The sequence below is a fragment of the Streptomyces sp. NPDC051315 genome, from assembly GCF_044455165.1.
Lineage (GTDB): Bacteria > Actinomycetota > Actinomycetes > Streptomycetales > Streptomycetaceae > Streptomyces.
In genome coordinates this window covers 49,356-76,015 of record NZ_JBITEN010000030.1, presented here as the reverse complement: position 1 = coordinate 76,015, position 26,660 = coordinate 49,356, and the positions used below count along the sequence as shown (strand labels likewise).

The 26,660-nt window shown below is 72.0% G+C and carries 25 protein-coding genes and 1 rRNA gene; 17 read left to right on the top strand and 9 right to left on the bottom strand.

The features are described from left to right. From rrf to ACIBBD_RS37160, 9 genes are all read left to right on the top strand, one after another. Window positions 1-93 (top strand): 5S ribosomal RNA (rrf, locus tag ACIBBD_RS37200); the annotation flags it as partial. A gap of 64 nt (window positions 94-157) precedes the next feature. After that, a complete protein-coding gene (locus ACIBBD_RS37195; RefSeq protein ID WP_399424246.1) occupies window positions 158-802 on the top strand; it encodes an HAD family hydrolase in 645 nt (214 codons plus the stop codon). A gap of 74 nt (window positions 803-876) precedes the next feature. After that, complete coding sequence (locus ACIBBD_RS37190; protein WP_399424244.1) at window positions 877-2,103, top strand: MFS transporter; 1,227 nt, start codon at window positions 877-879, stop codon at window positions 2,101-2,103. Next, window positions 2,054-3,226, top strand: coding sequence for an acetoin utilization protein AcuC (locus ACIBBD_RS37185; RefSeq protein WP_399424242.1), 1,173 nt, complete (start codon window positions 2,054-2,056; stop codon window positions 3,224-3,226). The genes ACIBBD_RS37190 and ACIBBD_RS37185 overlap by 50 nt, the downstream gene beginning before the upstream one ends. Before the next feature lie 247 nt (window positions 3,227-3,473). After that, window positions 3,474-4,289 carry a phosphatase gene (locus ACIBBD_RS37180; protein ID WP_399424240.1) on the top strand — a complete coding sequence of 272 codons (816 nt, stop codon included), beginning with the start codon at window positions 3,474-3,476 and terminating at the stop codon, window positions 4,287-4,289. Between the two features lie 134 nt (window positions 4,290-4,423). Then, window positions 4,424-4,633, top strand: a complete 210-nt coding sequence (locus ACIBBD_RS37175) for a helix-turn-helix domain-containing protein (RefSeq protein ID WP_162655568.1) — start codon at window positions 4,424-4,426, stop codon at window positions 4,631-4,633. Window positions 4,634-4,789: 156 nt separating this feature from the next. Then, window positions 4,790-4,888 (top strand): 30S ribosomal protein bS22, encoded by a 99-nt coding sequence (locus ACIBBD_RS37170; protein WP_003948845.1) that lies wholly within the window; start codon window positions 4,790-4,792, stop codon window positions 4,886-4,888. Window positions 4,889-5,184: 296 nt separating this feature from the next. Beyond that, complete coding sequence (locus tag ACIBBD_RS37165; protein ID WP_399424238.1) at window positions 5,185-6,246, top strand: NAD-dependent epimerase/dehydratase family protein; 1,062 nt, start codon at window positions 5,185-5,187, stop codon at window positions 6,244-6,246. Window positions 6,247-6,260: 14 nt separating this feature from the next. Then, window positions 6,261-7,337, top strand: a complete 1,077-nt coding sequence (locus tag ACIBBD_RS37160; RefSeq protein WP_399424236.1) for a lysophospholipid acyltransferase family protein — start codon at window positions 6,261-6,263, stop codon at window positions 7,335-7,337. 193 nt (window positions 7,338-7,530) lie between these two features. Here the strand turns inward: ACIBBD_RS37160 and ACIBBD_RS37155 are convergent, their stop codons facing one another. The 3 genes from ACIBBD_RS37155 to ACIBBD_RS37145 form a co-directional block, all read right to left on the bottom strand. Beyond that, a complete protein-coding gene (locus ACIBBD_RS37155; protein WP_399424234.1) occupies window positions 7,531-8,775 on the bottom strand; it encodes a DUF5667 domain-containing protein in 1,245 nt (414 codons plus the stop codon). Window positions 8,776-9,009: 234 nt separating this feature from the next. Next, entirely contained in the window at window positions 9,010-9,789 is a 780-nt protein-coding gene (locus ACIBBD_RS37150; protein ID WP_399424232.1) for an ECF subfamily RNA polymerase sigma factor, BldN family, read from the bottom strand. A gap of 358 nt (window positions 9,790-10,147) precedes the next feature. Further along, window positions 10,148-11,050, bottom strand: a complete 903-nt coding sequence (locus ACIBBD_RS37145) for an HAD family hydrolase (protein ID WP_399424231.1) — start codon at window positions 11,048-11,050, stop codon at window positions 10,148-10,150. Window positions 11,051-11,199: 149 nt separating this feature from the next. Between ACIBBD_RS37145 and ACIBBD_RS37140 the strand changes: the two genes are divergently transcribed. From ACIBBD_RS37140 to ACIBBD_RS37120, 5 genes are all read left to right on the top strand, one after another. Further along, window positions 11,200-11,487, top strand: a complete 288-nt coding sequence (locus ACIBBD_RS37140) for a glutaredoxin family protein (protein ID WP_399424229.1) — start codon at window positions 11,200-11,202, stop codon at window positions 11,485-11,487. Between the two features lie 299 nt (window positions 11,488-11,786). Next, window positions 11,787-12,551, top strand: a complete 765-nt coding sequence (locus ACIBBD_RS37135; RefSeq protein WP_399424228.1) for a redox-sensing transcriptional repressor Rex — start codon at window positions 11,787-11,789, stop codon at window positions 12,549-12,551. Further along, on the top strand, window positions 12,548-14,242 hold the full coding sequence (locus ACIBBD_RS37130; RefSeq protein WP_399424227.1) for a glutamyl-tRNA reductase: 1,695 nt from the start codon (window positions 12,548-12,550) through the stop codon (window positions 14,240-14,242). The genes ACIBBD_RS37135 and ACIBBD_RS37130 overlap by 4 nt, the downstream gene beginning before the upstream one ends. Beyond that, entirely contained in the window at window positions 14,239-15,234 is a 996-nt protein-coding gene (gene hemC, locus ACIBBD_RS37125; protein ID WP_399424225.1) for a hydroxymethylbilane synthase, read from the top strand. The genes ACIBBD_RS37130 and hemC overlap by 4 nt, the downstream gene beginning before the upstream one ends. Continuing rightward, window positions 15,231-16,934, top strand: a complete 1,704-nt coding sequence (locus ACIBBD_RS37120; RefSeq protein ID WP_399424223.1) for a uroporphyrinogen-III synthase — start codon at window positions 15,231-15,233, stop codon at window positions 16,932-16,934. The genes hemC and ACIBBD_RS37120 overlap by 4 nt, the downstream gene beginning before the upstream one ends. Window positions 16,935-16,992: 58 nt before the next feature. Here the strand turns inward: ACIBBD_RS37120 and ACIBBD_RS37115 are convergent, their stop codons facing one another. Continuing rightward, entirely contained in the window at window positions 16,993-18,396 is a 1,404-nt protein-coding gene (locus ACIBBD_RS37115; protein WP_399424221.1) for an FAD-binding oxidoreductase, read from the bottom strand. A 333-nt stretch (window positions 18,397-18,729) separates the two neighbouring features. On the opposite strand from ACIBBD_RS37115, the gene hemB reads away from it, so the two are divergent. Continuing rightward, window positions 18,730-19,722 carry a porphobilinogen synthase gene (gene hemB / locus ACIBBD_RS37110; protein ID WP_399424219.1) on the top strand — a complete coding sequence of 331 codons (993 nt, stop codon included), beginning with the start codon at window positions 18,730-18,732 and terminating at the stop codon, window positions 19,720-19,722. Here the strand turns inward: hemB and ACIBBD_RS37105 are convergent, their stop codons facing one another. Next, entirely contained in the window at window positions 19,723-20,421 is a 699-nt protein-coding gene (locus ACIBBD_RS37105) for a DUF4232 domain-containing protein (RefSeq protein WP_399424218.1), read from the bottom strand. Between the two features lie 233 nt (window positions 20,422-20,654). On the opposite strand from ACIBBD_RS37105, the gene ACIBBD_RS37100 reads away from it, so the two are divergent. After that, complete coding sequence (locus ACIBBD_RS37100; protein WP_399424217.1) at window positions 20,655-22,013, top strand: helix-turn-helix domain-containing protein; 1,359 nt, start codon at window positions 20,655-20,657, stop codon at window positions 22,011-22,013. On the opposite strand, the gene ACIBBD_RS37095 is transcribed toward ACIBBD_RS37100, so the two are convergent. Beyond that, entirely contained in the window at window positions 21,953-22,165 is a 213-nt protein-coding gene (locus ACIBBD_RS37095; RefSeq protein WP_399424215.1) for a hypothetical protein, read from the bottom strand. The genes ACIBBD_RS37100 and ACIBBD_RS37095 overlap by 61 nt on opposite strands. A gap of 233 nt (window positions 22,166-22,398) precedes the next feature. Here ACIBBD_RS37095 and ACIBBD_RS37090 point away from each other — a divergent pair, with 233 nt between their 5' ends. After that, window positions 22,399-23,607 (top strand): PLP-dependent aminotransferase family protein, encoded by a 1,209-nt coding sequence (locus tag ACIBBD_RS37090; protein WP_399424214.1) that lies wholly within the window; start codon window positions 22,399-22,401, stop codon window positions 23,605-23,607. Window positions 23,608-23,613: 6 nt separating this feature from the next. Here ACIBBD_RS37090 and ACIBBD_RS37085 read toward each other — a convergent pair whose 3' ends face one another. The 3 genes from ACIBBD_RS37085 to argS form a co-directional block, all read right to left on the bottom strand. Then, window positions 23,614-24,447 carry a DUF4253 domain-containing protein gene (locus ACIBBD_RS37085; protein ID WP_399424212.1) on the bottom strand — a complete coding sequence of 278 codons (834 nt, stop codon included), beginning with the start codon at window positions 24,445-24,447 and terminating at the stop codon, window positions 23,614-23,616. Between the two features lie 37 nt (window positions 24,448-24,484). Beyond that, the gene (locus ACIBBD_RS37080; protein WP_399424211.1) at window positions 24,485-24,634 is read right to left on the bottom strand and encodes a hypothetical protein; all 150 of its coding nucleotides are present in this window, start codon (window positions 24,632-24,634) and stop codon (window positions 24,485-24,487) included. Window positions 24,635-24,771: 137 nt separating this feature from the next. Then, window positions 24,772-26,538, bottom strand: a complete 1,767-nt coding sequence (gene argS / locus ACIBBD_RS37075) for an arginine--tRNA ligase (RefSeq protein WP_399424209.1) — start codon at window positions 26,536-26,538, stop codon at window positions 24,772-24,774. Window positions 26,539-26,660: the final 122 nt, after the last annotated feature.

Here is a 26,660-nt window from a genome sequence, read left to right as displayed (position 1 = left end):
ACGCCCGGTTACATTCCGAACCCGGAAGCTAAGCCTTACAGCGCCGATGGTACTGCAGGGGGGACCCTGTGGGAGAGTAGGACGCCGCCGAACAATCATTCAAAGAAATCCCCCGTGCCATTCGGCACGGGGGATTTCTGCGTTTAGGGTCGGGGACATGGACTACGACCTCGTCATCTTCGACAACGACGGTGTGCTCGTCGACAGTGAGCCGATCTCCAACCGGCTGCTCGCCGCCTATCTGACCGAGGTGGGGCATCCCACGACGTACGAGGACTCGATCCGGGACTACATGGGGTCGGCGATGCACCGGATACATGAGCTGGTCCTGGAGCGGACGGGGCAGCGGTTGCCGGTCGACTTCGACGACGTCTTCCACGCGCGGGTGTTCGCCGCGTTCGAGCAGGAGCTGGTGGCGGTGGCCGGGGTCGCCGGAGTGCTGGAGAAGCTGGCCGCGGACAGGGTGCCGTACTGTGTGGCCTCCTCCGGGAGCCATGAGCGTATTCGGGTGGGGCATCGGACGACCGGGCTCGACCGGTGGTTCGACGAAGGGCGGATCTTCAGCTCGCAGGACGTGGGACGGGGGAAGCCGGCTCCGGATCTGTTCCTGTACGCGGCCGAACGGATGGGCGTCGCACCGGAGCGGTGTGTCGTCGTGGAGGACTCTCCGCTGGGTGTGCAGGCGGCTGTCGCGGCCGGGATGGATGTGTACGGGTTCACCGCCATGACGCCGGCGGAGAAGCTGGCGGGGGCCACCCGTCTCTTCTCCGACATGGGGGAGCTGGCCGACCTGCTGGTGTGAGCGGCCGGAGTTGAAAGAGATTCATCTTTGGCTTGATCTACCCACGAGTACGCCGGGGCCCTACGCTCGCCGCCATGACAGAAGTGCTGCGGCGCGGTAGGGCTTCGTTGGCGTTCAGCTTCCTGGCGCAGGGCGTGGCCTTCGCTCTGCTCGTGACGCGGATCCCGGCCATCCAGGACCGGTACGGGGTCTCCGACGCGCTGCTGCCCGCATTCCTCGCCGCCGTGCCCATCCTGGCCGGCGTCGGGAGTGTCGCCGCCGAACGGCTCGTGAGGCGGATACCCGCCGGTCGGCTGCTGCGCTGGTCCCAGCCGGTCGTGCTCCTGGCGCTGCTCGGGGTCGGGGTGGGCGAGCGGATGGTCGAGCTGGGGATCGCGCTCGCGCTCTTCGGGCTTGCCGTGGGCGTGTTGGACGCCTCGATGAACATGCTCGGGGTGAGTCTGCAGCGGGCGTACGGGCGGAGCATCATGCTCGGTTTCCATGCCGCGTACAGCCTGGGCGGGATCGTGGGGGCCTCGCTGGCGTGGGCGGGGGCGCACTGGCAGCTCGCGCTGTGGGTGTCGTACCTGCCGGTGGTGCTGGTGTTGCTGCCGGCCGTGCTGGTGGGGAGTCGGTGGTACGCCGCCGGCGACGGTGGTGACGGCGGGACCGTGGAGGACGCGGCAGAGCGGGGCGAGCGCGGGGGTGTGGTCTTCAAGGCGTTGTTGCCGCTGTGTCTGGTGATGACCTTCGCGTACATCGGGGACTCGACGGTGTCCAACTGGAGTGCCAAGTACCTCCAGGACGTGCTGGGGAGTTCCGAGCAGCTGGCGACCGTGCCGTACAACGTGTACATGGTGACCACGCTGCTCGGGCGGGCCATCGGGGACTTCGGGGTGCGGCGGTTCGGGGCGGTCGCGGTCGTACGGGCGGGGGCGGTGGTGGCCGCCGTGGGGTTCGGTGTGGTCGCGGTCGCACCCGGGGCCTGGGTGGGGATGGGCGGGTTCACCTTGCTGGGAGTGGGGTTGTGTGTGCTGGTGCCGCAGACCTTCGCGGCGGCCGGCAGGTTGTTCCCGGGAGCGTCGGACGCGGTGATCGCGCGGCTCAACGTCTTCAACTACGTGGGCTTTCTGATCGGTTCGCCGTTGGTGGGGGCGCTGGGGGACGCGTGGAGCTACCGGGGGGCGATGGTCGTGCCGATGGCGTTGGTGCTGGTGACGTTGGTGTACGCCCGGTCGTTCGCTCCTCAACCGGACCGATACGGTGGCGGGCATGAGCGGCCGCGCACAGCTGATGTGGGACGAGGCAGTAACGGGCTATGACTTCGGCCCGGACCATCCGATGGATCCGGTCCGGCTGGATCTGACCCGGAGGCTCGTCCATGCCCTGGGGCTCGATCGCGAGGTGGAGGTCGTGTCGGCCAAGCCGGCCGGGGAGTCGACCCTGCGGCTCGTGCACCGGGAGGACTACATCCAGGCCGTGAAGGCGGCTTCCGTGGAGCCCGGGGCGGCGGACACGTCGTACGGGCTGGGGACGGTGGACGATCCGGCCTTCGCCGGGATGCACGAGGTGTCCTCGTTGATCGCCGGGCTGTCCGTGGGGGCGGCTGAGGCGGTGTGGCGGGGGGAGGCGCTGCACGCCGTGAACTTCGCGGGCGGGCTGCATCATGCGATGCCGGGGGGTGCGTCGGGGTTCTGCATCTACAACGACGCGTCGCTGGCCATCGCGCGGTTGCTGGAGCTGGGGGCCGAGCGGGTCGCCTACGTGGACGTCGACGTGCACCACGGGGACGGGGTGCAGGCGGCGTTCTGGGAGGATCCGCGGGTGCTGACGATCTCGTTGCACGAGCATCCTCGGACGTTGTTCCCGCAGACGGGGTGGCCGGAGGAGACGGGGGCGGCGGCCGCGGAGGGGGCGGCGGTGAATGTCGCCCTGCCGGCGGGGACCGGGGACGCGGGGTGGGTGCGGGCGTTCCACGCCGTGGTGCCGGAGCTGATCGCCGACTTCCGGCCGGATGTGCTGGTGACCCAGCACGGGGCCGACACGCACTTCGAGGATCCGCTGGCTCATCTCGCGGTGTCGCTCGACGCGCAGCGGGCTGTGCAGGTGGCGTGCCATGAGCTGGCCCATGAGTACGCCGGGGGGAAGTGGGTGGCGCTGGGTGGGGGTGGATACGCGGTGGTGGACGTGGTGCCGCGGTCCTGGGCGCATCTGGTGGGGGTGGCGGCGGGGAAGCCGGTGGCGCCGGAGACGGTGATTCCCGAGGGGTGGCGGCAGGAGGTCTTCGCCCGGACGCGGCAGTTGGCGCCGGTGCGGATGACCGACGGGCGGTGGCCTGTGGGGTGGGGGGAGTGGGACGCCGGGTACGACCCGGCGGATCGGTTGGATCAGGCGGTGCTGGCCACGCGGCGGGCGGTGTTTCCGTTGCGGGGGTTGTTGGCGTAGGGGTGTCGGTCGGGGAGGGGGTGCGGGTGGGAGGGGGTCTCTCCCGCCGCCCTTACCCGTTCCAATCCCAGGGGCTGCGCCCCCGCGACCCCGCCCGGGGCTGCGCCCCCGCGGCCCCCTCTCGGCCCTGGACGGGCCACGTCCTCGAACGCCGGACGGGCTGACCGGGCCGGCTCGCCTTACGCCAACCGTGCCCTCTTCCCCCGTTTCCGAGACGTCCCGCGCCCGGGTCCAGCACCATCGGCCCGTGTGGAGTACCGCGGCCCTTCGGGCTCATCTGCTGGCTGCCGGGTTGGCTGGGGTGGTGGCCACCTCCCGGGAGGAGAGTCTTCGGAGCTATCGGCTCTTCGCCGCCCGGGATCCTCGGGTGTTGCTCGGGCTGGATCCCGAATGGACCTGGGGATTGCGGGACTTGGTCGCGTTGATGGCGGACAAGTGTGGGGTTTCGGCCGATCTGAAGGATGTTTCAGGGCATGATGTGATCGATCCCGAGCGGACCCTGGCCGCGCTCGACGCCTTCGCGGAACGGCTCGCCGCCGTCGCCCAGCGTGGTGGGGCCGTGCTCCTGGGGACCGGGCATCCGCATCGGCTGCTCGGGTTCTACGCCGGGATCGCGGACGCTTTGTCGGCGGCGGGATGTGGAATCCTCACCCCCGCGCAGGGTCGCTGTGTCGACATAACGACCCGGTTCGGCCTACGCACGTGCAACCTGGACTACGTACAAGGTGTCGCGTTGGTGCAGGAACCCGAGGCCGGGCGCCCCGGTGGTGCGACCGGTGTCCACACCCATTCGCCGCTGCCGGTTCGAATGGCGCTGGCGGCCGCCGCGGAGGCCGGCGGGCCGCTGCCGGAGCTGGTGATCGGGGACCACGGGTGGGTCTGCGGCGCTGGTCAGCTGGGGTTCGAGGTCATCGGGCTGGCGGACACCGACGACCCCGCGCTCTTCGTGGGGGAGGCCGAGGGGTCCGTCGCCGTCGCCGTTCCACTTGATGACGCCGTGCGGTCTGGTTACTACCGGCCGCTGACCCGCTACGTACTCAATCGGGCGTGTCTGTCACAGTAGGCCGCCGATGGGTGCACCTCTTCCCCACTCGCATCACCCGCCCCTACATTGGGGAGTGAGCACGCAACGACGAAGAGTCACCGGAAGGGGAAGCCGGTGGCCGTCGAGTCGAGTGCGGAAGGTTCAGGTGTGTCATGGCTGCTGACCAGAGGCCTCTGAGCGAGGTTCAGTTCCTTACCGTGGCGGAAGTCGCCTCGGTGATGCGAGTGTCGAAGATGACCGTGTACCGGCTGGTGCACAGCGGTCATCTGCCCGCGATCCGGGTGGGGCGGTCCTTCCGTGTCCCGGAGAACGCGGTTCACGAGTACCTCCGCGAGAGCTACGTGGGGGTGGAAACCGCCTGACGGCGAGGGCGCGGGGGATCCGTTCACAGGGCACTCCGGGGTCCCTCCGCCTCCTCGATTACGACCTCAGCGCTCGGGCGGGTAGGCTAGCCCCTCGTAGGTCGTATGGGCCCATGGCGCCCAGCACCGAGTGATGAGAAGTGAGCGAGGGTAGTCGTGGGCTCTGTTATCAAGAAGCGGCGCAAGCGGATGGCCAAGAAGAAGCACCGCAAGCTGCTCAAGCGCACGCGCGTTCAGCGTCGCAACAAGAAGTAAGCACGATCAGTTCCGTGCGACGCTAGCCGCGAAGGCGTGGTGTGGCCCCCCACCGTGTGGTGGGGGGCCACACGCATGTCCGGGCCGCGTACGGACGGGTGAACGCTGTGCGTGTCACCGGACGGGCACGGTGGCTGATCCGGTCGTATGACCGGCCCCTTTCGTCACGTCACGCATCGGGAGGTAATCACAGCGCAACGCCGACCCGCTAAGTTGGCCCGCAGGCGGGGAACGCGGCAGGGTAACGAGCAGGTGCGACAGCCGAGCGGTACCAGGGCGGAAGGAAGGCGCTGATCGTGGGCAAGGTTGTGCTCGTCACCGGAGTGGCCCGTCAGCTGGGGGGCCGGTTCGTACGACGGATCCAGCGGGACCCGGAGGTCGACCGGGTGATCGCGGTGGACGCCGTGCGGCCCGAGCACCATCTCGGCGGTGCGGACTTCATCCAGGCCGACATCCGGCAGCCCACCATCGCGCGGGTGCTCGCCGAGACCGGCGCCGACACCGTCGTCCATCTGGACGTGACGGCCACCGCGCTGGGCAGCGGCAGCCGGACCACGGTCAAGGAGACCAACGTCATCGGGACCATGCAGCTCCTGGGCGCCTGCCAGAAGTCGCCCAGTGTGAAGCGGCTGGTGGTCAAGTCCAGTACGAACGTCTACGGGTCCGCGCCCCGTGATCCCGCCGTGTTCACCGAGACCACGCCGGCCAAGTCGCTGCCCAGTGGTGGCTTCGCCAAGGACATCTGCGAGGTCGAGGGGTATGTGCGCGGGTTCGCCCGGCGGCGGCCCGACGTGGCCGTCTGCGTGCTGCGGTTCGCCAACATCCTCGGGCCGACCGCCGAGACCCCGCTCGCCTCGTACTTCTCGCTGCCGGTGCTGCCGACCGTCTTCGGCTACGACCCCCGGTTGCAGTTCGTGCACGAGGACGACGTGATCGAGGTGCTGCGGATCGGCTCGCACGAGCCGGCGCGGGGCACGCTCAACAGCGGCACCTTCAACATCGCCGGCGACGGCGTCCTGCTGCTGTCGCAGTGTTCGCGGCGGCTCGGGCGGCCCACGGTCCCGCTCCTGCTGCCCGCCGTCACCTGGGCGGGCTCCTTCGTGCGTACGCTGGGCATGACGGACTTCTCGCCCGAGCAGATCCGGCTGCTCACCCACGGGCGGGTCGTGTCGACGGTCCAGATGCGCGAGACGCTGGGATTCACGCCGAGGTACACCACCGCGGAGACCTTCGCGGACTTCGCGCGCAGCCAGGGGCCGGGTCTTCTGCCCCCCGAGGCCGTCGCGGGGGCCGTCGACCGGATCGCCGCGCTGCCCGTCGCGGGCGGCGGCCACCCTCCGACGCAGAGCGCCAACTGAGGAGCGCATCAACGATGGCGGACGCCAAGGTCATTCCGTTCGACGACGACCGGTCCCGTGGGAGTGCCGTGCAGCGGCCGTCGCGGCGCCGGAGCGCGGGGAGCCGGCGCACGAGCGGCGAGCCGGCACCGGTCCGTGAGATCGGCGAGGTCGGTGAGGTCCAGCCCCTGCCCACCAGGGCGGTCCCACAGGATGATGATCCCGTGACCGGTACGGGGCAGGATCAGCCGCAGCCGCCGCGGGAGGACACCGGGGGGCTGGAGCGGCGCATCGCGGGCGGCCTGGCCTTCCTGCGCCGTCGTCTGACGGGCGATTACGAGGTCGACGACTTCGGCTACGACGAGGAGCTCACCGACCAGGTCCTGATGTCGTTGCTGCGGCCGGTGTACGAGAAGTACTTCCGGGTCGAGGTGAAGGGCGTCGAGAACATCCCGGCCGAGGGGGGCGCCCTGATCGTCGCCAACCACTCCGGGACGCTGCCGTTGGACGGGCTGATGATGCAGGTCGCCGTCCACGACCACCATCCGGCGAATCGTCACCTCAGACTGCTGGCCGCCGATCTCGTCTTCGTGCTGCCGGTCGTCAACGAGCTGGCCCGCAAGCTGGGCCACACCCTGGCCTGCGCCGAGGACGCCGAACGGCTCCTGGGCCAGGGCGAGCTGGTCGGGGTGATGCCGGAGGGCTTCAAAGGCATCGGGAAGCCCTTCAGCGAGCGCTACAAGCTCCAGCGGTTCGGCCGGGGCGGTTTCGTCTCCACGGCCCTGCGCCAGGGCGCCCCGATCGTCCCCTGCTCGATCGTCGGGGCGGAGGAGATCTACCCGATGATCGGCAACGCCAAGACCCTGGCCCGTCTCCTGGGGTTCCCGTACTTCCCGCTGACGCCGACGTTCCCGTGGCTGGGTCCGCTGGGGGCGGTTCCGCTGCCGACGAAGTGGACGATCCAGTTCGGGGAGCCGATCCCGACGGACGGGTATCCGCCGGAGGCGGCGGAGGACCCGATGCTGATGTTCAACCTGACGGACCAGGTGCGGGAGCAGATCCAGCACACCTTGTACAAGCTGCTGGTGCAGCGGCGGTCGGTGTTCTTCTAAGCGGTTCTTCCAGCGCCGCACGGTGGGACGGTCGCCGTCCCGGCATGCGTACGGGGGGGGGGGGGGGGGGGGGGGGGGGGGGGGGGGGGGGGGGGGGGGGCGGGCCGGGGGGGGGGGGGGGGGGGGGGGGGGGCCCCCCCCCCCCCCCCCCCCCCCCCCCCCCCCCCCCGAACGCGCGTCTCCGGGCGGGTCGCTAGCCCGCGTCCTCGCTGTCGATGCCCAGGCCCGGGAGAAGGCCGGGGAGGAGGGGTGGGAGGGTGACGTCCGGCTCGGTGGTGGAGGGCCTGCTGGTGGACGGGGAGGCGGTGCCCGCGTCCTGATGGGGTGGGTCGAGCAGCCCCCCGGTGTTGCCGCCGAGCAGGCCGTCGTCGCCGGTGCCGTGGGAGGCCGACCTGCTCGGGCTGCCGCTGCCGCCGCCGGTGTGGTCGGCGCCGGAGGAGCTGTCGCCGGTGCTGGGGGCGGTGGAGCGGCCGGTGCCCGAGGTGGCGGTGGACGCCGGGCCGGAGCTCTGTCGGGTGCCGCTTCCGCCCTGGGCCGGGGGCTGGGGGAGGAGCGACTGCAGCGGGGCGACCTCTTCGTCTATGGCGTCGAAGACCGACGAGACCTCACGGCTGACGTCGCCGAGCTGCACGGGCAGCTTGGCGCGCAGGTCGCTCCAGACGTCGCGGTGCGAGCGCGAGAACGCGGACAGGGCCTGGATGGGGCCCAGGGAGTCCGGATCGCGCTCGTACGCCTCGTGCAGCAGCCGATGGCCCTCGGACGCGTCGTGGCGCATGCCGGACAGGGCGCGGCGGATCTCGCCGAGGGACTCGTGGTCGAGGTCCGCGCCGCCGCGGCCGCGCTCCATGAGCCGGCGGGCCTCACCGAGCCTGGTGGAGGCCTGGTCGAGGTAGGCCTCGCCGCGCTCGCCGTCGCCCTCGGCGAGGTAGGTGAGCTTGAAGTCCTCGATGCCGCGTTTGAGCCCGTAGAGCGAGTCGCCGGGCAGGGCGTCGGAGCTGGCGGCGGCGACGCCGCCGAAGGCGCCCGCGGCCACTCCGACGCTGAGGCCGCCCGCGGTGAGGCCCTTGGCGAGCCGTGTGCGCGGTCGGAACTTGCCCAGCCCGGTCGCCCGGTGGGCGCCCCGCGCCCGGTGCGAGCGTTGCTCGGGTACCGCTGGGTCCGGCGCCTCGCCCACGGTGCCCGCCTGCAGCATGGCCTCCATCGCGGCGACCAACTGGGCGCGCTGGACGACCTTGACCTCGGGGTCGAGCTCTGGCTTGGGCAGCTCGGCGAGACTCGTCGCGAGGGCCAGGAGGCGGCCCTGCTCGGTCTGGTCCGCAGCGGCCGGGGCCGGTGCCGATCCTTCGGACTGCTCGGCCGCCGTGCCCTGGTCGGACTGGTCCTCCAGGGCCTGGGCGAAGGCGTTCGCCCGCCGGTGCGCCGATACGTTCGCGATCACTGGCGGCACCTCCTCTCGTCATGACGGTCGACTCCCCGGGGGTCCTAAGGGTTGCGCGCCGTCGACCGCATCCACACGATCGGGTGATCGGAGACGGTCGGGGCGCGACCACAGGGAGCCTGTATCCCGCACAACGAGTGGCGCGGCACTTGGGTTACGGACTGCGGATGATCGGGTGGACAAGTCAACGAGCCGTGACCGAACGTGAGTTGGCGTTGCCGTCCGTAGGCGGGATCAGCGGGCGTCGTCCGGGAGGAGGCGGGCGAGGGTGCGGACGGCGCGGTACTGGAGGGTCTTGATGGCGCCCTCGTTCTTGCCCATCACGCGCGCGGTCTCGGCGACGGACAGGCCTTGGAGGAAGCGGAGCGTGACGCACTCCTGCTGCTGGGGGTTGAGACGTCGTACGGCGTCCAGCAGCGCGGCGTTGGAGAGGGACTCGAGGACGGAGTCCTCGGGGGAGCGCTCGACCTCGTTGGCGTCCAGCATCTCGCCGGTGGTCACCTCGAGGCGGAAGCGACTGGACTTGAAGTGGTCCGCGACGAGGTTGCGGGCGATGGTCACCAGCCAGGCGCCGAAGTCGCGGCCCTGCCAGGTGAAGGTGCCGATACGGCGCAGGGCGCGCAGGAACGTCTCACTGGTGAGGTCCTCGGCGGTCGCCTTGCCGCCGACGCGGTAGTAGATGTAGCGGTAGACGGTGTCGCTGTACTGGTCGTAGAGGCGTCCGAAGGCGTCGGCCTCGCCGGCCTGGGCCCGTTCGACGAGGTCCATCATGCGGGCGCTGTCGCTGTCGGCGGCCGGCCGACGGGCGGTGGCGGCGGCGGGCGTACGTCCTCGTCTGCCCACGGCGGCGCTGCCGTCGGCCAGTGCGTAGCACGGGCCGGCCGGAGCGGCGGTGGCGAAGGCGGGGACGGCGTACGCGGTGGGGACGAAGCCGCGCAACAGGTCTCGGGCCGTAGCGACCGTTGCGCGCAGCGTAGCCAGGCCCGAGGCGTCAACCCCGACGTGTGGGTACACGGGACTCCCAGAGGCAGAGCTTCCATCACGTGCAGTGCGGGACCATTCACCCGTCGTAGCGACGGAGAGGTACCGGTTTGCGTCTGAGGAGAATAACGCTTCGTGCAGGCGCTGCTACACCGAGTTGCTCAAAGTGTCGATTACGTCGCTTCTCCAGCCGATTGACGCTCAATCGGGTTGCTGAGAGTGAACGGTTGTTGATCGAAACGGTCCGAGTTTCGGGTCGGTCCCGGGCGGGTTGTGGCGGTGCGCGGACAAGAGGAATGGAGGGGGCGCTGTCGGGGTACGACGGTGGATTGGTCCGTTCGCCGGTCCGGGCGTGTCGGAGCGGCCGGAGACCCCGGCTCCAGGGAAAACGTCAGCGACGGCGGCGGTGCAGCGCGATGGCCGCCGCCGTGCCGCCGGCCACCGCGCCCACTCCGGCGGCCGCCGGGATGCCGACCTTGGCCGCCTTGCGGCCCGTGCGGTAGTCGCGCAGGCGCCAGTCCAGCTCGCGCGCGTGCCTGCGGAGTTTGCTGTCGGGGTTGATGGCGTAGGGGTGGCCGACCAGCGAGAGCATCGGGATGTCGTTGTGGGAGTCGCTGTAGGCGGCGCAGCGCGAGAGGTCCAGCCCCTCGGCCGCGGCCAGCGCCCGGACCGCCTCCGCCTTCGCCGGACCGTGCAGCGGTTCGCCCACCAGCCTGCCCGTGTAGACGCCGTCCACCGACTCGGCCACCGTGCCCAGCGCGCCGGTGAGACCGAGGCGGCGGGCGATCACCTGGGCGATCTCCACCGGGGCGGCCGTGACCAGCCACACCTTCTGGCCGGCGTCCAGGTGGGCCTGGGCCAGCGCCCGGGTGCCCGGCCAGATCCGCTCGGCCATGTACTCGTCGTAGATCTCCTCGCCGATCGACTGCAGCTCGGAGACGCGGTGGCCCTGGACGATCGACAGCGCCGAGTCGCGTGCCTCCTGCATGTGTTCCGGGTCCTCGACGCCGGCCAGCCGGAACCACGCCTGCTGCCAGGCGAACCGGACGAGGTCGCGGGTCTCGAAGAACTTCCGCTTGTAGAGGCCTCGCCCGAAGTGGAACAGCGCGGCGCCCTGCATGACGGTGTTGTCCAGGTCGAAGAACGCGGCGGCACGGTCGTCGCCGTGCACGGGGAACGGCGGTTCCTGGGCGGAGACGTCCTTACGGGCGGCCTCCGCCGAGGCCTCGCCTGCCAACACGCTCCGCGCCGTGGCGGAGCGCCTACGGGGAGTGAGCCATCCGAGAGCGGCCATGGCGTGAGCATAGCCAGTCCGTTCGGTGGTTCCGGAGTCACGAGGTTTGAACGCTGTGAACTCTCCACGACCGTGTCGTTGAAGAGGTCAGGGGTGCGGCGGGCCGCGGCCGGCTCGCGCCCCGGCCGTTCGGTGCGGGGCGCGCGAGAATGGCTGACATGAGTCCCCTCTTTCGCCGGAAGGGCCCCGCCCCGCAGGACCGGCTCGTGACGTTGATCGGTAAGCCCGGCTGTCATCTGTGTGATGCAGCACAGATCGTGGTCGAGAAGGTGTGCGGCGATCTCGGTGTCCCGTGGGAGAGGCGGGACATCACCGAGGACCCCCAACTCCACGAGCAGTACTGGGAACAGATCCCCGTGGTCCTCGTCGACGGACGGCAGCACACCTTCTGGCGCGTGAACGAGGAACGGCTGCGCCGGGAACTGTCGGGGAGCTGACAGGGAACTGACCGAGGAGTCCAAGTCTTCCCAAAAGTCGCTTAGGATCGACGGTGACCAGATCTCGGGGGCGGGATTCGTGAGGAGAGTGTGCGGTTTTGCCCCCGATAATGAAGGAACGCGGGCGCGTGGGCGCGGGTTCCCCACGAACGCGGCGGGGGCGCGTGACCCCGGTCACGTTGGCCGGGCAAATCGGACACCATCTTTGTGCACGCGTTCACAAAGACATAGCCTGCATTCGACGGGGCGGTCTGGGGACGTACGACCGCCTGCAGCCCCGCTCTACCCGCAGGAGCACCGTGGCAACTGGCCGAACTCACCGACCGGCGACCCGTAGCCGAGGAATTCCCGAGGCCACCGTCGCCCGGCTTCCGCTGTACCTCCGAGCGCTGACCGCACTGTCGGAGCGCTCGGTCCCCACGGTCTCCTCCGAGGAGCTCGCGGCCGCGGCGGGAGTCAACTCCGCGAAGCTGCGCAAGGACTTCTCGTACCTGGGCTCCTACGGGACGCGCGGTGTGGGGTACGACGTCGAGTATCTCGTGTACCAGATCTCCCGCGAGCTGGGCCTGACCCAGGACTGGCCGGTTGTGATCGTCGGTATCGGCAACCTCGGCGCGGCCCTCGCCAACTACGGCGGGTTCGCCTCCCGCGGCTTCCGGGTCGCCGCCCTCATCGACGCCGACCCCGCGATGGCCGGGAAGCCCGTCGCCGGGATCCCCGTCCAGCACACCGACGACCTGGAGAAGATCATCCAGGACAACGGCGTGTCGATCGGCGTCATCGCGACGCCCGCCGGTGCCGCCCAGCAGGTCTGCGACCGGCTCGTGGCCGCCGGGGTCACCTCCATCCTGAACTTCGCGCCGACCGTGCTGTCCGTCCCGGACGGCGTCGACGTGCGCAAGGTCGACCTCTCCATCGAGCTGCAGATCCTCGCCTTCCACGAGCAGCGCAAGGCCGGCGAGGAGGCCGCGGGCGACGCGACGCCCGTCCCGGCCGCCGCGACCCGCGCGAAGTCCACCGACCAGGGCCCGGACGGGGATGTCCCCGCCGTGATGCCGGCATGAGTCTCCTCGTCGTGGGGCTGAGCCACCGCAGCGCACCGGTCAGCGTCCTGGAGCGGGCCTCGCTCGCCGCGGACGCCCAGCACAAGCTGCTCCAGGACACGGTCGCCGCCGAGCCGGCCGCCGAGGCCGCCGTCCTCGCCACCTGCAACCGCATCGAGCTCTACGCCGACGTGGACAAGTTCCACGCCGGTGTCGCCGAGCTGTCCACCCTGCTCGCCCAGCACAGCGGGGTCGGGCTGGAGGAACTCACCCCCTATCTCTACGTGCACTACGAGGACCGCGCCGTCCACCACCTGTTCTCGGTGGCCTGCGGCCTGGACTCGATGGTCGTCGGCGAGGGGCAGATCCTCGGCCAGATCAAGGACTCGCTGGCCCGCGCGCAGGAGCTGCACACCGCCGGCCGGCTGCTGAACGACCTGTTCCAGCAGGCCCTCAGGGTCGGCAAGCGCGCCCACTCCGAGACCGGCATAGACCGCGCCGGGCAGTCCCTGGTCACCTTCGGCCTGGAGCAACTGGCGCGCGGCGCCGACGTCCAGGCCTGGGCGCGGGGCAAGAAGGCGCTGGTCATCGGAGCCGGATCGATGTCCTCGCTGGCCGCCGCGACGCTCGCGCGCGCCGGGGTCGCCGAGGTCGTCGTCGCCAACCGCACCCTCGACCGCGCCGAGCGGCTCGCCCAGATCCTCACCGACGCCGAGGACACGGACGTAGCGGCCCGCGCGGTCCCGATGGACTCGGTGCCCGAAGAGCTGACACGTGCCGACGTCGCCGTCTCCTGCACGGGGGCCACGGGACTCGTCCTCACGGCGGAAGCGGTCGCCGCGGCGGTCGAGGGCCGCCCCGGCGCGCCCGAGGCCTTCGCCGAGGACGCGTCGGCGCGGCCGGACGTGCGGCCGCTGCCACCGGCCTCCGTCGGGTCCGAGGAGGGCTGCCCGCTGGACCTGGCGGCCGTGCAGCAGCCCGGCTTCTCCGTGATGGGGGAGGCCGCCGTGGCCGGCATGGACGCGGCGACGCTGGAGCAGCACGCCGCCTGGGTGACGGGCGCCGGCGTCGACCGCCGTGAGGCCGCCCGCCGGCCCGAGGCCGACGCCGAGCTGATCACCGCGCTCGCCGCGACCGCCGCCACCGTCGGCCGCATCCCCGAGCGCCGCAGGCCCGAGCCGGCCACCGTGCCCGTACGGCCCGAGCCCGTGCTGTTCCTGCTGGACCTGGCGATGCCGCGGGACATCGACGCGGCCGCGCACCGGCTCGCCGGCGTGCGCCTGGTGGACATCGAGTCGCTCGCCGAGGCCTCCGCGGACGCGCCGATGGCGGCGGACGTGGACCAGGTGCGGCGGATCGTGTCCGACGAGGTCGCCGCGTTCGGCGCCGCACAGCGGGCCGCGCACATCACGCCGACCGTGGTGGCGCTGCGCGCCATGGCCGCCGACGTCGTGGCGAGCGAGATCGCCCGCCTGGACGGCCGCCTGCCCGGACTGGACGACAAGCACCGCGCGGAGATCACCCAGACCGTCCGGCGTGTCGTCGACAAGCTGCTGCACGCGCCGACCGTCCGGGTCAAGCAGCTCGCGGCCGAGCCCGGCGGCGCCGGGTACGCGGACGCGCTGCGCACCCTGTTCGACCTCGACCAGGAGACGGTGGCCTCCGTCTCCCGCGCCGAGGACAGCACCGACAAGAACCGAGGGCCACGATGACCAAGAAGGCACTGAGGCTGGGGACCAGGCGCAGCAAGCTCGCCATGGCCCAGTCCGGGCAGGTGGCGGAAGCCGTGAGCCAGGTGACCGGACGGCCCGTCGAGCTCGTCGAGATCACCACCTACGGCGACGTCTCCCGCGAACACCTCGCCCAGATCGGCGGCACGGGCGTGTTCGTCACCGCGCTGCGCGACGCGCTGCTCAGGGGCGAGGTCGACTTCGCGGTTCACTCGCTGAAGGACCTGCCGACCACGCAGCCCGGGGAACTGGTCCTGGCTGCCATACCGGTACGCGAGGACCCGCGCGACGTCATCGTCGCCCGGGACGCGCTGAAGTTCACCGACCTGCCCCGCGGGGCGCGCATCGGTACGGGCGCGCCGCGCCGGATGGCGCAGCTGAACGCGTACGCGCGCAGCCACGGGCTGGACATCGAGACGGTCCCGATCCGCGGGAACGTCGACACGCGGATCGGGTACGTGCGCGACGGCGAGCTGGACGCGGTGGTGCTGGCCGCGGCCGGGCTGAACCGCATCGGTCGTAGTGAGGAAGTGACCGACTTCCTGTCGGTCGACACTGTTCTGCCCGCCCCCGGCCAGGGGGCGCTGGCGATCGAGTGCGCCGCGTCCGACGCGGACCTCGTCGCGGCGCTCGGCGAACTCGACGACCCGTTCACCCGGGCCGCCGTGACCGCCGAACGGTCACTGCTCGCCGCCCTGGAGGCCGGTTGCAGCGCCCCTGTGGGCGCGCTGGCCGACCTTCCCCCACTCTCGGCTCCGCTCGAGCGGGGGGATCCCCAGGCCGACCGGCAGATTGTCAAGGAAATGCGCCTGCGCGGCGTCGTCGGCACCACCGACGGCACCCGCATGGTGCAGCTGTCCACCACCGGTCCCGTGCCCGACACGCACGACCGGGCAATGGCGCTCGGTCGCGAACTCGCCGCCGAGATGCTTGCCCAGGGCGCGGCCGGTCTGATGGGGGAGCGAGCACATTGAGCCCCACCACCCTTCCCGCCGGCCTCGAACACGGGCACGTCACCTTCCTGGGTGCCGGACCCGGGGATCCGGGACTGCTGACTCTGCGCGCCGTGGAGGCGCTGGCCAACGCGGACGTCCTCGTCGCCGAGCACGACGTGCTCGATGTCGTACGGACGCACGCCAGGCCGGGCGTCGCCGTCGTGAACGCGGACCCGGATCCCTCGTCGGATCCGCTTCCGGGCACGGGCGCACCCCACCCGACGGTGGTTGACGGCGCGTCAACACCCGTTGGGCTCCCCGCCGTGCGGGATGCCGCACATCTTGTCATGGAGGCCGCGCGGGGCGGCAGGCGGGTCGTCCGTGCGGTGTCCGGGGACCCGGGACTGGATACGTACGCGGCCGAGGAAATGCTCGCCTGCGCGGCGGCCGGTGTGCCGTTCGAGGTCGTGCCCGGTGTCGCGGCGGCGGTCGGCGTGCCCGCGTACGCGGGTGTGCCGCTGCGGGACGCGCAGGGCGCGGACGTCCGGTTCGTGGACGCGCGCTCCGCGTCCGACCGGTGCTGGACCGAGGTCGGGGCGTCGGACGGGACCGTCGTCGTCTCCACGACCCTCGACTCGGTCGCGGCGGCCGCCGGTGAACTGGTGTCGGCCGGGCGCAAGCCCGACACGCCGATGACGGTGACGGTCGCCGGTACGACGACCCGGCAGCGGACGTGGACCGCCACGCTCGGCACCATCGCGCAGACCCTGAAGCAGGCGAAGGTGCTGCCCTCGCCCGAGGGCGGCCGGCCGGTGATAGCCGTGGTCGGTGAGCGTTCCGCCCCCGCCCAGCGTGATCAGCTGGCGTGGTTCGAGTCCAAGCCGCTGTTCGGCTGGAAGGTGCTCGTGCCGCGGACCAAGGAGCAGGCGGCGTCGCTCTCCGACCAGTTGCGGTCCTACGGCGCGGTCCCGCACGAGGTGCCGACGATCGCCGTCGAGCCGCCGCGCACGCCCCAGCAGATGGAGCGGGCGGTCAAGGGGCTGGTGACGGGCCGCTACGAGTGGATCGCCTTCACGTCGGTGAACGCGGTCAAGGCCGTGCGGGAGAAGTTCGAGGAGTACGGGCTCGACGCCCGGGCCTTCGCGGGGATCAAGGTCGCCGCGGTGGGGGAGCAGACGGCGAAGGCGCTGATCGCGTTCGGTGTGAAGCCGGACCTGGTGCCGAGCGGGGAGCAGTCGGCGGCGGGGCTGCTGGAGGACTGGCCTCCGTACGACCCGGTCTTCGACCCGATCGACCGGGTGTTCCTGCCCCGGGCCGACATCGCCACGGAGACGCTGGTGGCCGGGCTCATCGAGCTCGGGTGGGAGGTCGACGACGTCACGGCCTACCGGACCGTGCGGGCCTCGCCGCCGCCGGCGGAGACCCGGGAGGCGATCAAGGGCGGCGGCTTCGACGCCGTGCTGTTCACGTCGTCGTCCACGGTGCGGAACCTGGTGGGGATCGCCGGGAAGCCGCACAACGTGACCGTGATCGCGTGCATCGGGCCGGCCACGGCGAAGACCGCGGAGGAGCACGGGCTGCGGGTGGACGTCATGGCTCCCGAGCCGTCCGTGCACAAGCTGGCGGAGGCGCTGGCCGACTTCGGGGTGCGGCGCAGAGCCGCCGCTCTGGATGCGGGGGATCCGGTGACCCGGCCGAGTGAGCGCAGGCCGGGGGCTCGGCGGCGTCGGGCCACCTGAGTGGTGACAGTGCCCCCGGGGTCTTCCCCGGGGGCACTGTGCTGGGCGGGGCTCGTCCTCAGACGCCGGAGGGGGCGGGCAGCGGCACCGTGTGCCCGTAGCGCAGCAGGTTGTCCGGGTCGTACGTCGCCTTGTCGCGGCGGAGACGTTCGTAGGCCTCCGGGGTCCAGGCGCGGGCGCGGTCCTGTTCGTTGCCCGGGGTGCCGTGGATGTTGACCATGGTGTGGCCGGTTCCGTAGGGGGCCATCGTGGCGGCGAGGGCCGCTGTGGCGCGTTCGACCGCCTCGGCGGCCGGCGGGGCGGCCAGGATGCCCACCGCGCCCATGAAGTACTGCGCGTCCCTGCCGCACACGGCGTCCTCCACGGCGGCCGGGCGGGACAGCGCGGCGCCCATGTGGCGCAGTTCGACCATGAGCAGCGGGTGGTCGGGACCCGCCTGGGGGCCGGCCACGGACAGGAACGCGCGCACGGCCTGTGGAGTCAGGTCGCGGAGCAGGGCACAGGACTCCCGGGCCGGCAGCGGGTCCTGGGGTTCGATGTGGATGCGGTCCAGCGCCGCGTGGTCCATCACCTCGACCGTGTCGACCGTGACCGGCGCCGCGGTGCGCAGGGGCGCGATCAGGGACTCGCCCTCCGCCGGGTCTCCGGGCCAGGCGATCGCGACGCGCGCCCAGAAGCCGCCGCGCAGCGGCTCGGGGATCTGCGGGATCGGCGGCAGCCGCAGGATGGTGTACGCGCTGCACATCTCGTCCGGCACGGTGCGCGTCCAGTCGACCCACGCCCGCAGCAGCGCCTCGGCGTGCTCGCCGGGGCAGTAGATGCCGCCGCCGAGCAGGCGGGGCAGCGGCAGCAGGTCGCAGACCAGGGACGTCACGATCCCCACGTTGCCCTTGCCGCCGCGCAGCGCCCAGAACAGCTCCGGTTCGTGGGCGGGGTCGGTCTCGTGCGGGGTGCCGTCCGGGGTGACGACCTGGAAGGAGCGGACGTGGTCGGCCGTGTAGCCGTAGGCCCGGCCGAGGACCGGCAGTCCGCCGCCGAGCGTGTAGCCCACCACGCCCGCGTCCGTGGAGGTGCCGCTGAGACCGGCGAGTCCGTGCGGGGCGCCCGCCGCCATGACGTGGCTCCACTTCGCGCCCGCGGCGATCGTCGCGGTGCGCCGCTCCGGGTCGATCCGTACGTCGGTCATGCGGGAGGTGCTGATCAGCAGGCCGTGGTCGATGGGGAAGTTGGCGCCGTGGCCGGTGGCCTGGACCGCTACCGGGGTGTGGGTGGCGTGTGCCCAGCGCAGGGCGGCCACGACGTCGTCGGGGCCGGTCGCGCCGACGACCACGTCGGGGGTGTGCAGCGCGGCCAGGTTGAAGCCGGTGACCTCTTCCGCGTAGCCGTCATCGCCGGGGCGCAGGACGGGGCCGCGGATGTCCGAGAGGGCGAACAGGTCGGGGGTGGGATGGGTGGCGGTCATCGTGTCCTCCGTGGCGCGCTGACGGAGGGACGGCGGCGGCTCGACTCGACGGAGGGCGGCCGTCGGGGTCTCTCGGGGGGCTCTGGGGCTCCGGGTGCTTCGAGGGGGCGGGAGCTTCGGGTGCTTCGGGGGCTTGGGTCTCCGGGTGCTCCGGGTTCCTCATTCCAGGATGGCCCCTGGGGGTGGGGGGCGCCTGCGGGGGTGCCTGCGGGTGGGGGTGCCTGGTGTGCGGAAGTGTCCGGTGTACGGCCCCTTCCGGGGCGTCCGTCGGGGGCCCGGGGCGCCGACGGGACGTCGGTAAAGGGGGGTGTGGGGCGGGCGTAACTTAGGTGTATGACGAAGTACGGATCGTTTCCCGGTACGCGTCCGCGGCGGCTGCGCGCCAACCCCGTGATGCGGCGCATGGTGGCCGAGACCCGGTTGCATCCGGCCGACTTCATCCTCCCCGCGTTCGTGCGGGAGGGCGTGAGCGAGCCGGTGCCGATCCAGGCGATGCCCGGGGTCGTGCAGCACACCCGGGACAGCCTGAAGAAGGCCGCGCTGGAGGCCGTGGAGGCCGGGATCTCCGGGATCATGCTCTTCGGGGTGCCGGAGGAGGCGAAGAAGGACGCCGCCGGGACGGTGGGGACCGACCCGGACGGGATCCTCCAGGTCGCGCTGCGGGACGTGCGGGCCGAGGTCGGGGACGACCTGCTGGTCATGTCCGACCTGTGCCTCGACGAGTTCACCGACCACGGGCACTGCGGCGTCCTCGACGCGGAAGGACGCGTCGACAACGACGCCACCCTGGAGCGGTACGCCGAGATGGCGCAGGTGCAGGCCGACGCGGGTGCGCACGTGGTGGGGCCGAGCGGGATGATGGACGGTCAGATCGGGGTGATCCGGGACGCTCTCGACCAGATCGGCCGGGAGGACGTCTCGATCCTCGCCTACACCGCCAAGTACTCGTCCGCCTTCTACGGGCCCTTCCGGGAGGCCGTCGGGTCCTCGCTGAAGGGGGACCGCAAGACCTACCAGCAGGACCCGGCCAATGTGCGGGAGTCGCTGCGCGAGCTCGCCCTCGACCTGGAGGAGGGGGCCGACATGGTGATGGTGAAGCCGGCCGGCCCCTACCTGGACGTCGTGGCGCGGGTCGCCGACGCCGTGGACGTGCCGGTCGCCGCCTACCAGATCTCCGGTGAGTACTCGATGATCGAGGCCGCCGCCGAGAAGGGCTGGATCGACCGGGACCGCGCGATCCTGGAGACGCTGACCGGCATCAAGCGGGCCGGCGCGCAGAACATCCTCACGTACTGGGCCACCGAGGTGGCCCGCACGCTCCGCTAGTCACCAGGTGAGGGCGTCCTCCATGGTCTGCTGCCAGTACGTCACCGTCAGCGAGCTGTCGTAGTAGACGCCCTCGGCCGGCAGGGACGGCGTCGCCGCGGCGCCGCCGTCGCTGTTCGGCGTGGCGCCCTGGAAGGAGACCGTCAGCTTCTTCGCCGTCGTGCCGCCGTCGCCGCTGCCGTCGGCGGCCGCGAGCAGGACGCCCGCGTAGCCGGACTTGCCGGGCGCGAGGGTCGTCACCGCCTGCGGCTGGGTCTCCTGCGCCGCCCGCGGCACCCACTGCATCTCGTCGAAGCGCAGGACGGGGTAGTAGGTCAGGTCGCAGGTCTTGCTGCCGGTGTTGGTGACCGTGAGCAGCATGTGGTTCAGGGGGCGCGGCACCGGCTGGGCGGTCACCGACGTGTTCGAGCCGTTGCACAGGACGCGGGCCTGCGAGCCGTCGGCGGCCTTGCCCGGGGCGGAGGCGGCCGGCTTTCCGGACGTTGTCTCGGCGGGCTTCGCGGCCGAGTCGGTGCCCGTGCCGGTGCCGGTGCCGGTGGCGCCGGGGGTGGCCGTGGTGCTGCCGGTGACCGTCGACGACACCGGGAGCGACGCGCCCTCGTCCTTCGTGCCCGTTCCGTCCTCGCACGCCGTGAGCGAGAGGGCGGCGAGGGCGGCGACGGCGGGGACGAGCAGGCGGCTGGTGCGGCGGATGCGCATGGCGGAGTCCTCTTCGGGTTGCTGAAAACAGGTGGTTGGCGCACGCATCTCGACCGGTCGGCGGGAGCGGCGTGCTTGGATGGCCACAGCTTGTGGGGGAATCCGTCCCAGCCGCCACGGTTGACGGACGATCAGGGAAGCTGGAACGCCCACAGGCCGTCTGAACTGGGGGAACACCCCATCCCTGGAACGCGGGGATGGGACGCGGGTAGGAAACACGGGGGTGTCGAACGGTGTCTGCGACCGAGTTCGCGGAGCTGCTGCGGGAGTTCAAGGAGCGGTCCGGGCTGAGCTACGGCACGCTCGCGAAACGGCTCCACATGAGTACGTCGACCCTGCACCGCTACTGCAACGGGGACGCCGTCCCCACGGACTACGCGCCCGTGGAACGGCTTGCCCGGCTCTGCAGAGCGACGCCGGCAGAGCTCGTCGAGCTGCACCGGCGATGGGTGCTGGCGGACGCGTCGCGGGGGAGGAAGGACGCGGGGGCGACCGCTGCCGAGGCGGCGGCGCGGCCCGTCGAAGAGGTGGCGGAGTCCGTCGTCCAGGAGGCCGCGCGGCCCGCCGTCGAAGAGGTGGCTGAGCCTGTCGTCGTCCAAGAGGTGGCTGAGCCTCTCGTCGAGGAGCCGGTGCGCGGGCCGGAGCGGGAACCGGCGGACGAGGACGGGCAGGAGGCGCCCCGCGGTGCGCGGCGTCCGCTGCTGCTCGCGGCGACGGCCGCGGTGAGCGCCCTCGGTGCCGTCGCCCTCGTCCTGTCGCTGACCCCGACCGGCGGCTCGGACGACGACGACCGCCGTACGCCCGCGGCCGCGTCCGTGCAGGGGAAGCCGGGCGGGGCGGAGGGCGTCTCGCCGTCGCCCTCCGTCTCGTCGCCGCCGTCGGCGTCCGCGTCGCGCTCGGGTTCGGGTAGCCCCTCGCCGTCGGCCGCCGCCACGGTCCGTCCCGAGGCTCCCGCGTCCGAGCCGGCCGACACCGCCCCTCCGCTCACCGTCTCCGTCCGCCCCTACGCCTGGGAAAGCCCCTGCGACCAGCGCTACCTGATCAACCGGGAGCCGAGCCGGGTGGGGCCGCCGCCGACCGAGCAGGACGCTCCGGCCTGGGTGCACGCGCAGGAGGCCGTGTCGTCGGGGCAGCAGTACCTGGAGCTGACCGTGCAGGGGACCGGGGACGAGACCGTGGTCGTGGAGGGGCTGACGGTCCGTACCGTCGACAAGCGCTCGCCGCTCGCCTGGAACGACTACGCCATGGGCTACCCGGGCGTCGGCTGCGGAGGCGGGGTGCCCAAGCGCTACTTCACCGTGGCGCTCGACGCGGCGCGGCCGGCGCTGGTGCCGGAGGCGGGCAGCGACGACTTCCCGTTCAAGGTGCGCGAGTCCGACCCGGAGGTCTACTACGTCAGCGCCGACGCGTCGGCGTACGACGTGCGCTGGGTGCTGGAGCTGTCCTGGTCCAGCGGGTCGCGGCGGGGCACGCTGACCGTCGACGACGGCGGCGAGCCGTTCCGTACGAGCGGCAACAACGGTCGGCCCGCCTACGAGTTCCCGCTCGGCGGTGCCGGGTGGCGGCGGGCCGGGGCGTCCCCGACGCCGTAGGCGCCCGCCCCGGCCGGGCCCTCGTCGCGCAGTCCCTCGCCGTCGTGGCACGCCGTGAGGGTGAGGGCGGCGGCACAGGTCAGGGCGGCGGCCAGCAGACGGGCGCGCGGGCGGCGGGCGGCGCGGCGGGCGGCGGTGGCGTGCTTCGGCATGGGGTCAGCTTGCGGGCCGCGGCGCCGTGGGGCCACGGTCGGTGGAGAAGTCGGGACGCGGGACCGGTCCCACCCCGCTGACCTGCGGGAACGACGGCGTCGTGGGACGGCCTCCGGGACGCCGTCCGCGTCCCACCCCGCTGACCCACGGGGCGACCGGAACCGACGCGGGTGCGCGGTCCCTATGGCAAACGGCCATGTGTAGAGGGCACATATCCCTCTAGGGTGCGGTCATGACTGTCGCCTCGGTGCCCGCATCCGCCGCCCTCCCGCCGCTCGCCCTGCGCACACGGGCGATCGGCGGCTCTCCCGTACGGGACATCCTCGCCGTCACCGCCCGACCCGAAGTGATCAACTTCGCGGGCGGGCTGCCCGCGCCCGAGCTGTTCGACCGGGAGGCCGTCGCCGCCGCCTTCCGGCACGTGCTGGAGCAGACGCCCGGCCGCGCCCTGCAGTACGCCACCACCGAGGGCGAGCCCGCACTGCGCGCGTGGCTGGCGCGGCGGACGACGGCACGGGGACTGCCGACCGACGCCGACGACCTCCTCGTCACCACCGGCTCACAACAGGCGCTGTCCCTCCTCGCCACGGCCCTTCTCGACCCCGGTGACACCGTCCTCGTCGAGGACCCCTGCTACCTCGCCGCCCTCCAGGTCTTCGGACTCGCGGGCGCACGCGTCGTCGCCGTGCCGGGAGACGCGGACGGCCCGGACCCGCAGGCGCTGGCCGAACTCGTCGTGCGCGAGCGCCCCAAGCTGCTCTACACCGTCCCCACCTTCCAGAACCCCACCGGCCGCACCCTGCCCGCCGACCGCCGGGCCGCCCTCGCCTCCGTCGCCGCCCGGCACGGCCTGTGGATCGTCGAGGACGACCCCTACGGCGAACTCCGCTACGAGGGCGAGCGCCTGCCCTGGATCGCCGCGCACCCCGAGGCCCGCGACCGGACCGTGCTCCTCGGCTCCTTCTCCAAGGTGATGGCCCCCGGCCTGCGGCTGGGCTGGCTGCGCGCCCCGGCCGAGCTGCGGCGCGCCTGCGCGGTCGCCAAGCAGGCGGCCGACCTGCACACCCCGACCGTCAACCAGCTCGCCGCCGCCCGCTACCTGGCCGACAACGACCTCGACGCGCACGTGGTCCGCGTCGCGGCCGTCTACCGCGAGCGGCGGGACGCCATGCTCGCCGGCCTGCCCGGGGCCCTCCCCGAGGGCTCGGTCTGGAACCGGCCCGAGGGCGGCATGTTCCTCTGGGCCCGGCTGCCGGAGACGTACGACACCACCACCCTGCTCGCCAGGGTGGTGCGGGAGGACGTCGCCTATGTGCCGGGCGCGCCCTTCCACGCCGGTGAGCCCGACCGGTCGACCCTGCGGCTGTGCTTCGTGACGCAGACGCCGGAGGAGATCGCGGAGGGGCTGAGGAGGCTGGGGAGGGGGCTCAAGGGGGAGTAGGGCGGGTCAGTCCCACCGGAAGAACCAGGCGCGCTCCCCGACCAGTTGCTTCGCGTACTCCCGCAGACTGCCCGGGCCCTGCGTGACGTTGTCCGGGCAGAACGCGAAGTGCTCGGCCGCCACCGCCTCCGCCTCCTGCGTGGTGGTGGGCGGGGCGGCCACGGAGACCACGAGCAGGTCGAAGCCGAGCGCGACCACCCGTATGCCGAAGCGGTCCTCCCAGGAGCGCAGGACCGCGCACAGCCGGGCCACGTCGCCCTCGTGGTTGACCGGGCCGGACCAGCCGACGGCGGCCGGGATGTCGGCGGAGCGGCGGGCCGGGACCAGGGCCAGTCGCGGATCCTCGGGCCAGGAACGGGCGCCGTCGGTGAGCGAGTCGGCGACCTGGGCGGCGCAGACGGCCGGGTCGATGGTGAGGGAGGGCGAGGGGGCGAGACCGGGCCAGTCGGGACCGAAGGGCGCGAGCATCTCGGCCGTCTCGTCGTCCCAGTACCCCTCGTCCTCCTCCTCGTCGGCCTCCCAGAAGTCGGCCAGGACGTCTTCGGCGTCGTGGTCACCCGGGTAGGACACCTGCCCGGGCATCAGGTCCCATCGCTGCGGGCCGCCCTGACCGCCCCCCACGTCGACGAGCACCGGCAGCAGACCGGCGCGCCCCGCCCGTCCGCCCAGCGCGGCCCAGTGGCCCGGGGCCGCGCCCTTCTCGGCATGCCACAGCACCGGTCCGTCCGAGGAGTCCTCGGTCACGGGATCGATCAGCCGCCCGGGCGGGAGCTGGAGCCCGAGGGAGCGCCCGCTCGGGTCGGAGGCCAGCCTGGGCAGCGGATTGGGAAGAGTCGCCATGCCCGTGACTGTAGGGGCGGGCACTGACAGCCCGCGCTCACCTGCGGCGATGCCGCACCGTGTGCCTCAGCCAGATGCCCAGGGCGATCGCCGGGAGGACCACGAGAGCCGGGAGGACCACGCCCGCGCCCCCGATCAGCAGCAGGCCGATCAGTACCTCACCGATCGACGCGTCCGGGCCGCCCAACGGTCGCTCCTCGCACTCGGGTTCTCACACAGCTCGTGGTGGTGGGACGCGGGAGTGCGAGGAGTCGGTTCCGGTCCCGGGGCCCGGTCGTCACCTTCCCGTCCGTCAGGCGGTGACGACAGGGCCCGGGGGACGCGTCAGAGCTTCTCGGGCGTCCGGATCCCCAGCAGGGCCATGCCCCGGTGGAGCGTACGGGCCGTCAGGTCGACCAGGAACAGGCGGTTCTCGACGACCTCGGCCGGGTTGTCGGCGGACAGCACCTGGCACTGGTCGTAGAACGTCGTCAGGTGCGACGCCAGCTGGTAGAGGTACGCGGCGAGCTTGTGGGGCTCGTAGGCCGAGGCGACCTCCAGCACCGTCTCGCCGAACTGGTCCAGGTGCAGCCCCAGCGCCCGCTCCGCGGGAGCCAGGTCCAGCTCCGGGTGGGCGACCGGGCGGGCCTCGCCGGACTTGCGCAGGATCGACTGGATACGGGCGTACGCGTACTGGAGGTAGACGGAGGTGTCGCCGTTCAGCGAGACCATCTGGTCCAGGTCGAACTTGTAGTCCCGGACCGCCGAGGTCGACAGGTCGGCGTACTTCACCGCGCCGATGCCGACGTACCGGCCGTTCTCCGCGATCTCCTGCTCGGTCAGACCGACCTTCTCGGCCTTGTCGCGGACCACGGCCGTGGCCCGCTCGACGGCCTCGTCGAGCAGGTCGACCAGCTTGACCGTCTCGCCCTCACGGGTCTTGAACGGCTTGCCGTCCTTGCCGAGGACCGTGCCGAACGCGAGCTGGACCGCCTTCACGTCGCCGTTCAGCCAGCCCGCCCTGCGCGCGGTCTCGAAGACCATCTTGAAGTGCAGGGACTGGCGGGCGTCCACGACGTACAGGAGCGTGTTCGCCTTGAGGTGGAAGACGCGGTCGCGGATCGCGGAGAGGTCCGTGGCCGCGTAGCCGTAGCCGCCGTCCGACTTCTGGACGATCAGCGGGACCGGGTTGCCGTCGGGACCCTTGATGTCGTCGAAGAAGACGCACAGGGCGCCCTCCGAGCGGACCGCCACCCCCGACTCCTCCAGGAGGCGGCAGGTCTCCGCCAGCATGTCGTTGTAACCGGACTCACCGACGATGTCGGGGTCGCGGATCTCCATGTCCAGCTTCTCGAAGACGGAGAAGAAGTAGATCTTCGACTCGTCGACGAACTTCTGCCACATGGCGAGCGTGTGCGGATCGCCGGCCTGGAGGTCGACCACCCGGCGGCGGGCCCGCGTCTTGAACTCCTCGTCGGAGTCGAACAGCCTGCGCGCGGCCTTGTAGAGGCGGTCGAGGTTCGACATCGCCTCCTCACCGCTGACCTCGGACGCCTTGTGGTCCAGCTCGTGCGGGTGCTCGTCCAGGTACTGGATGAGCATGCCGAACTGGGTGCCCCAGTCGCCGATGTGGTGCCGGCGGACCACCGTCTCGCCGGTGAACTCCAGCAGCTGGACCACCGAGTCGCCGATGACGGCGGACCGCAGGTGGCCGACGTGCATCTCCTTCGCCACGTTCGGCTGGGCGTAGTCGATCACCGTCGTGCCCGGCGCGTCCGCGTACGGAACGCCCAGCCGGTCGGTGTCCGCGTACCGCGCCGCCAGGTTCTCGGTGATCGCCCTGTCGGTGATCGTCACGTTCAGGAAGCCGGGTCCGGAGACCTCGATGTCCTTGATCACCTCACCGGTGACGACCCGCGAGACGACCTGCGTCGCCAGTTCCCTCGGGTTGGCCTTCGCCTTCTTCGCCAGGGCGAGGATCCCGTTGGCCTGGAAGTCCGCCCGGTCGCTGCGTCGCAGCAGCGGGTCGGCCGAGGCCTCCGGCACGGTGGCGGAGATGGCGGACGCGAGATGCTGCTCGACGGTGGCGCTGAGGGACGTGACCGAGGCCATGGGGTGATTGCCGTTCTGCTCGGGTTCCGGGAGTTGCTGAGGACAGGGAAGCCAGTATCCCACGCGGTGAAAAGCGGTTTTCGCGGATGCCGTGCGGCCTGGGACAATGGGAGCGCCAGCCG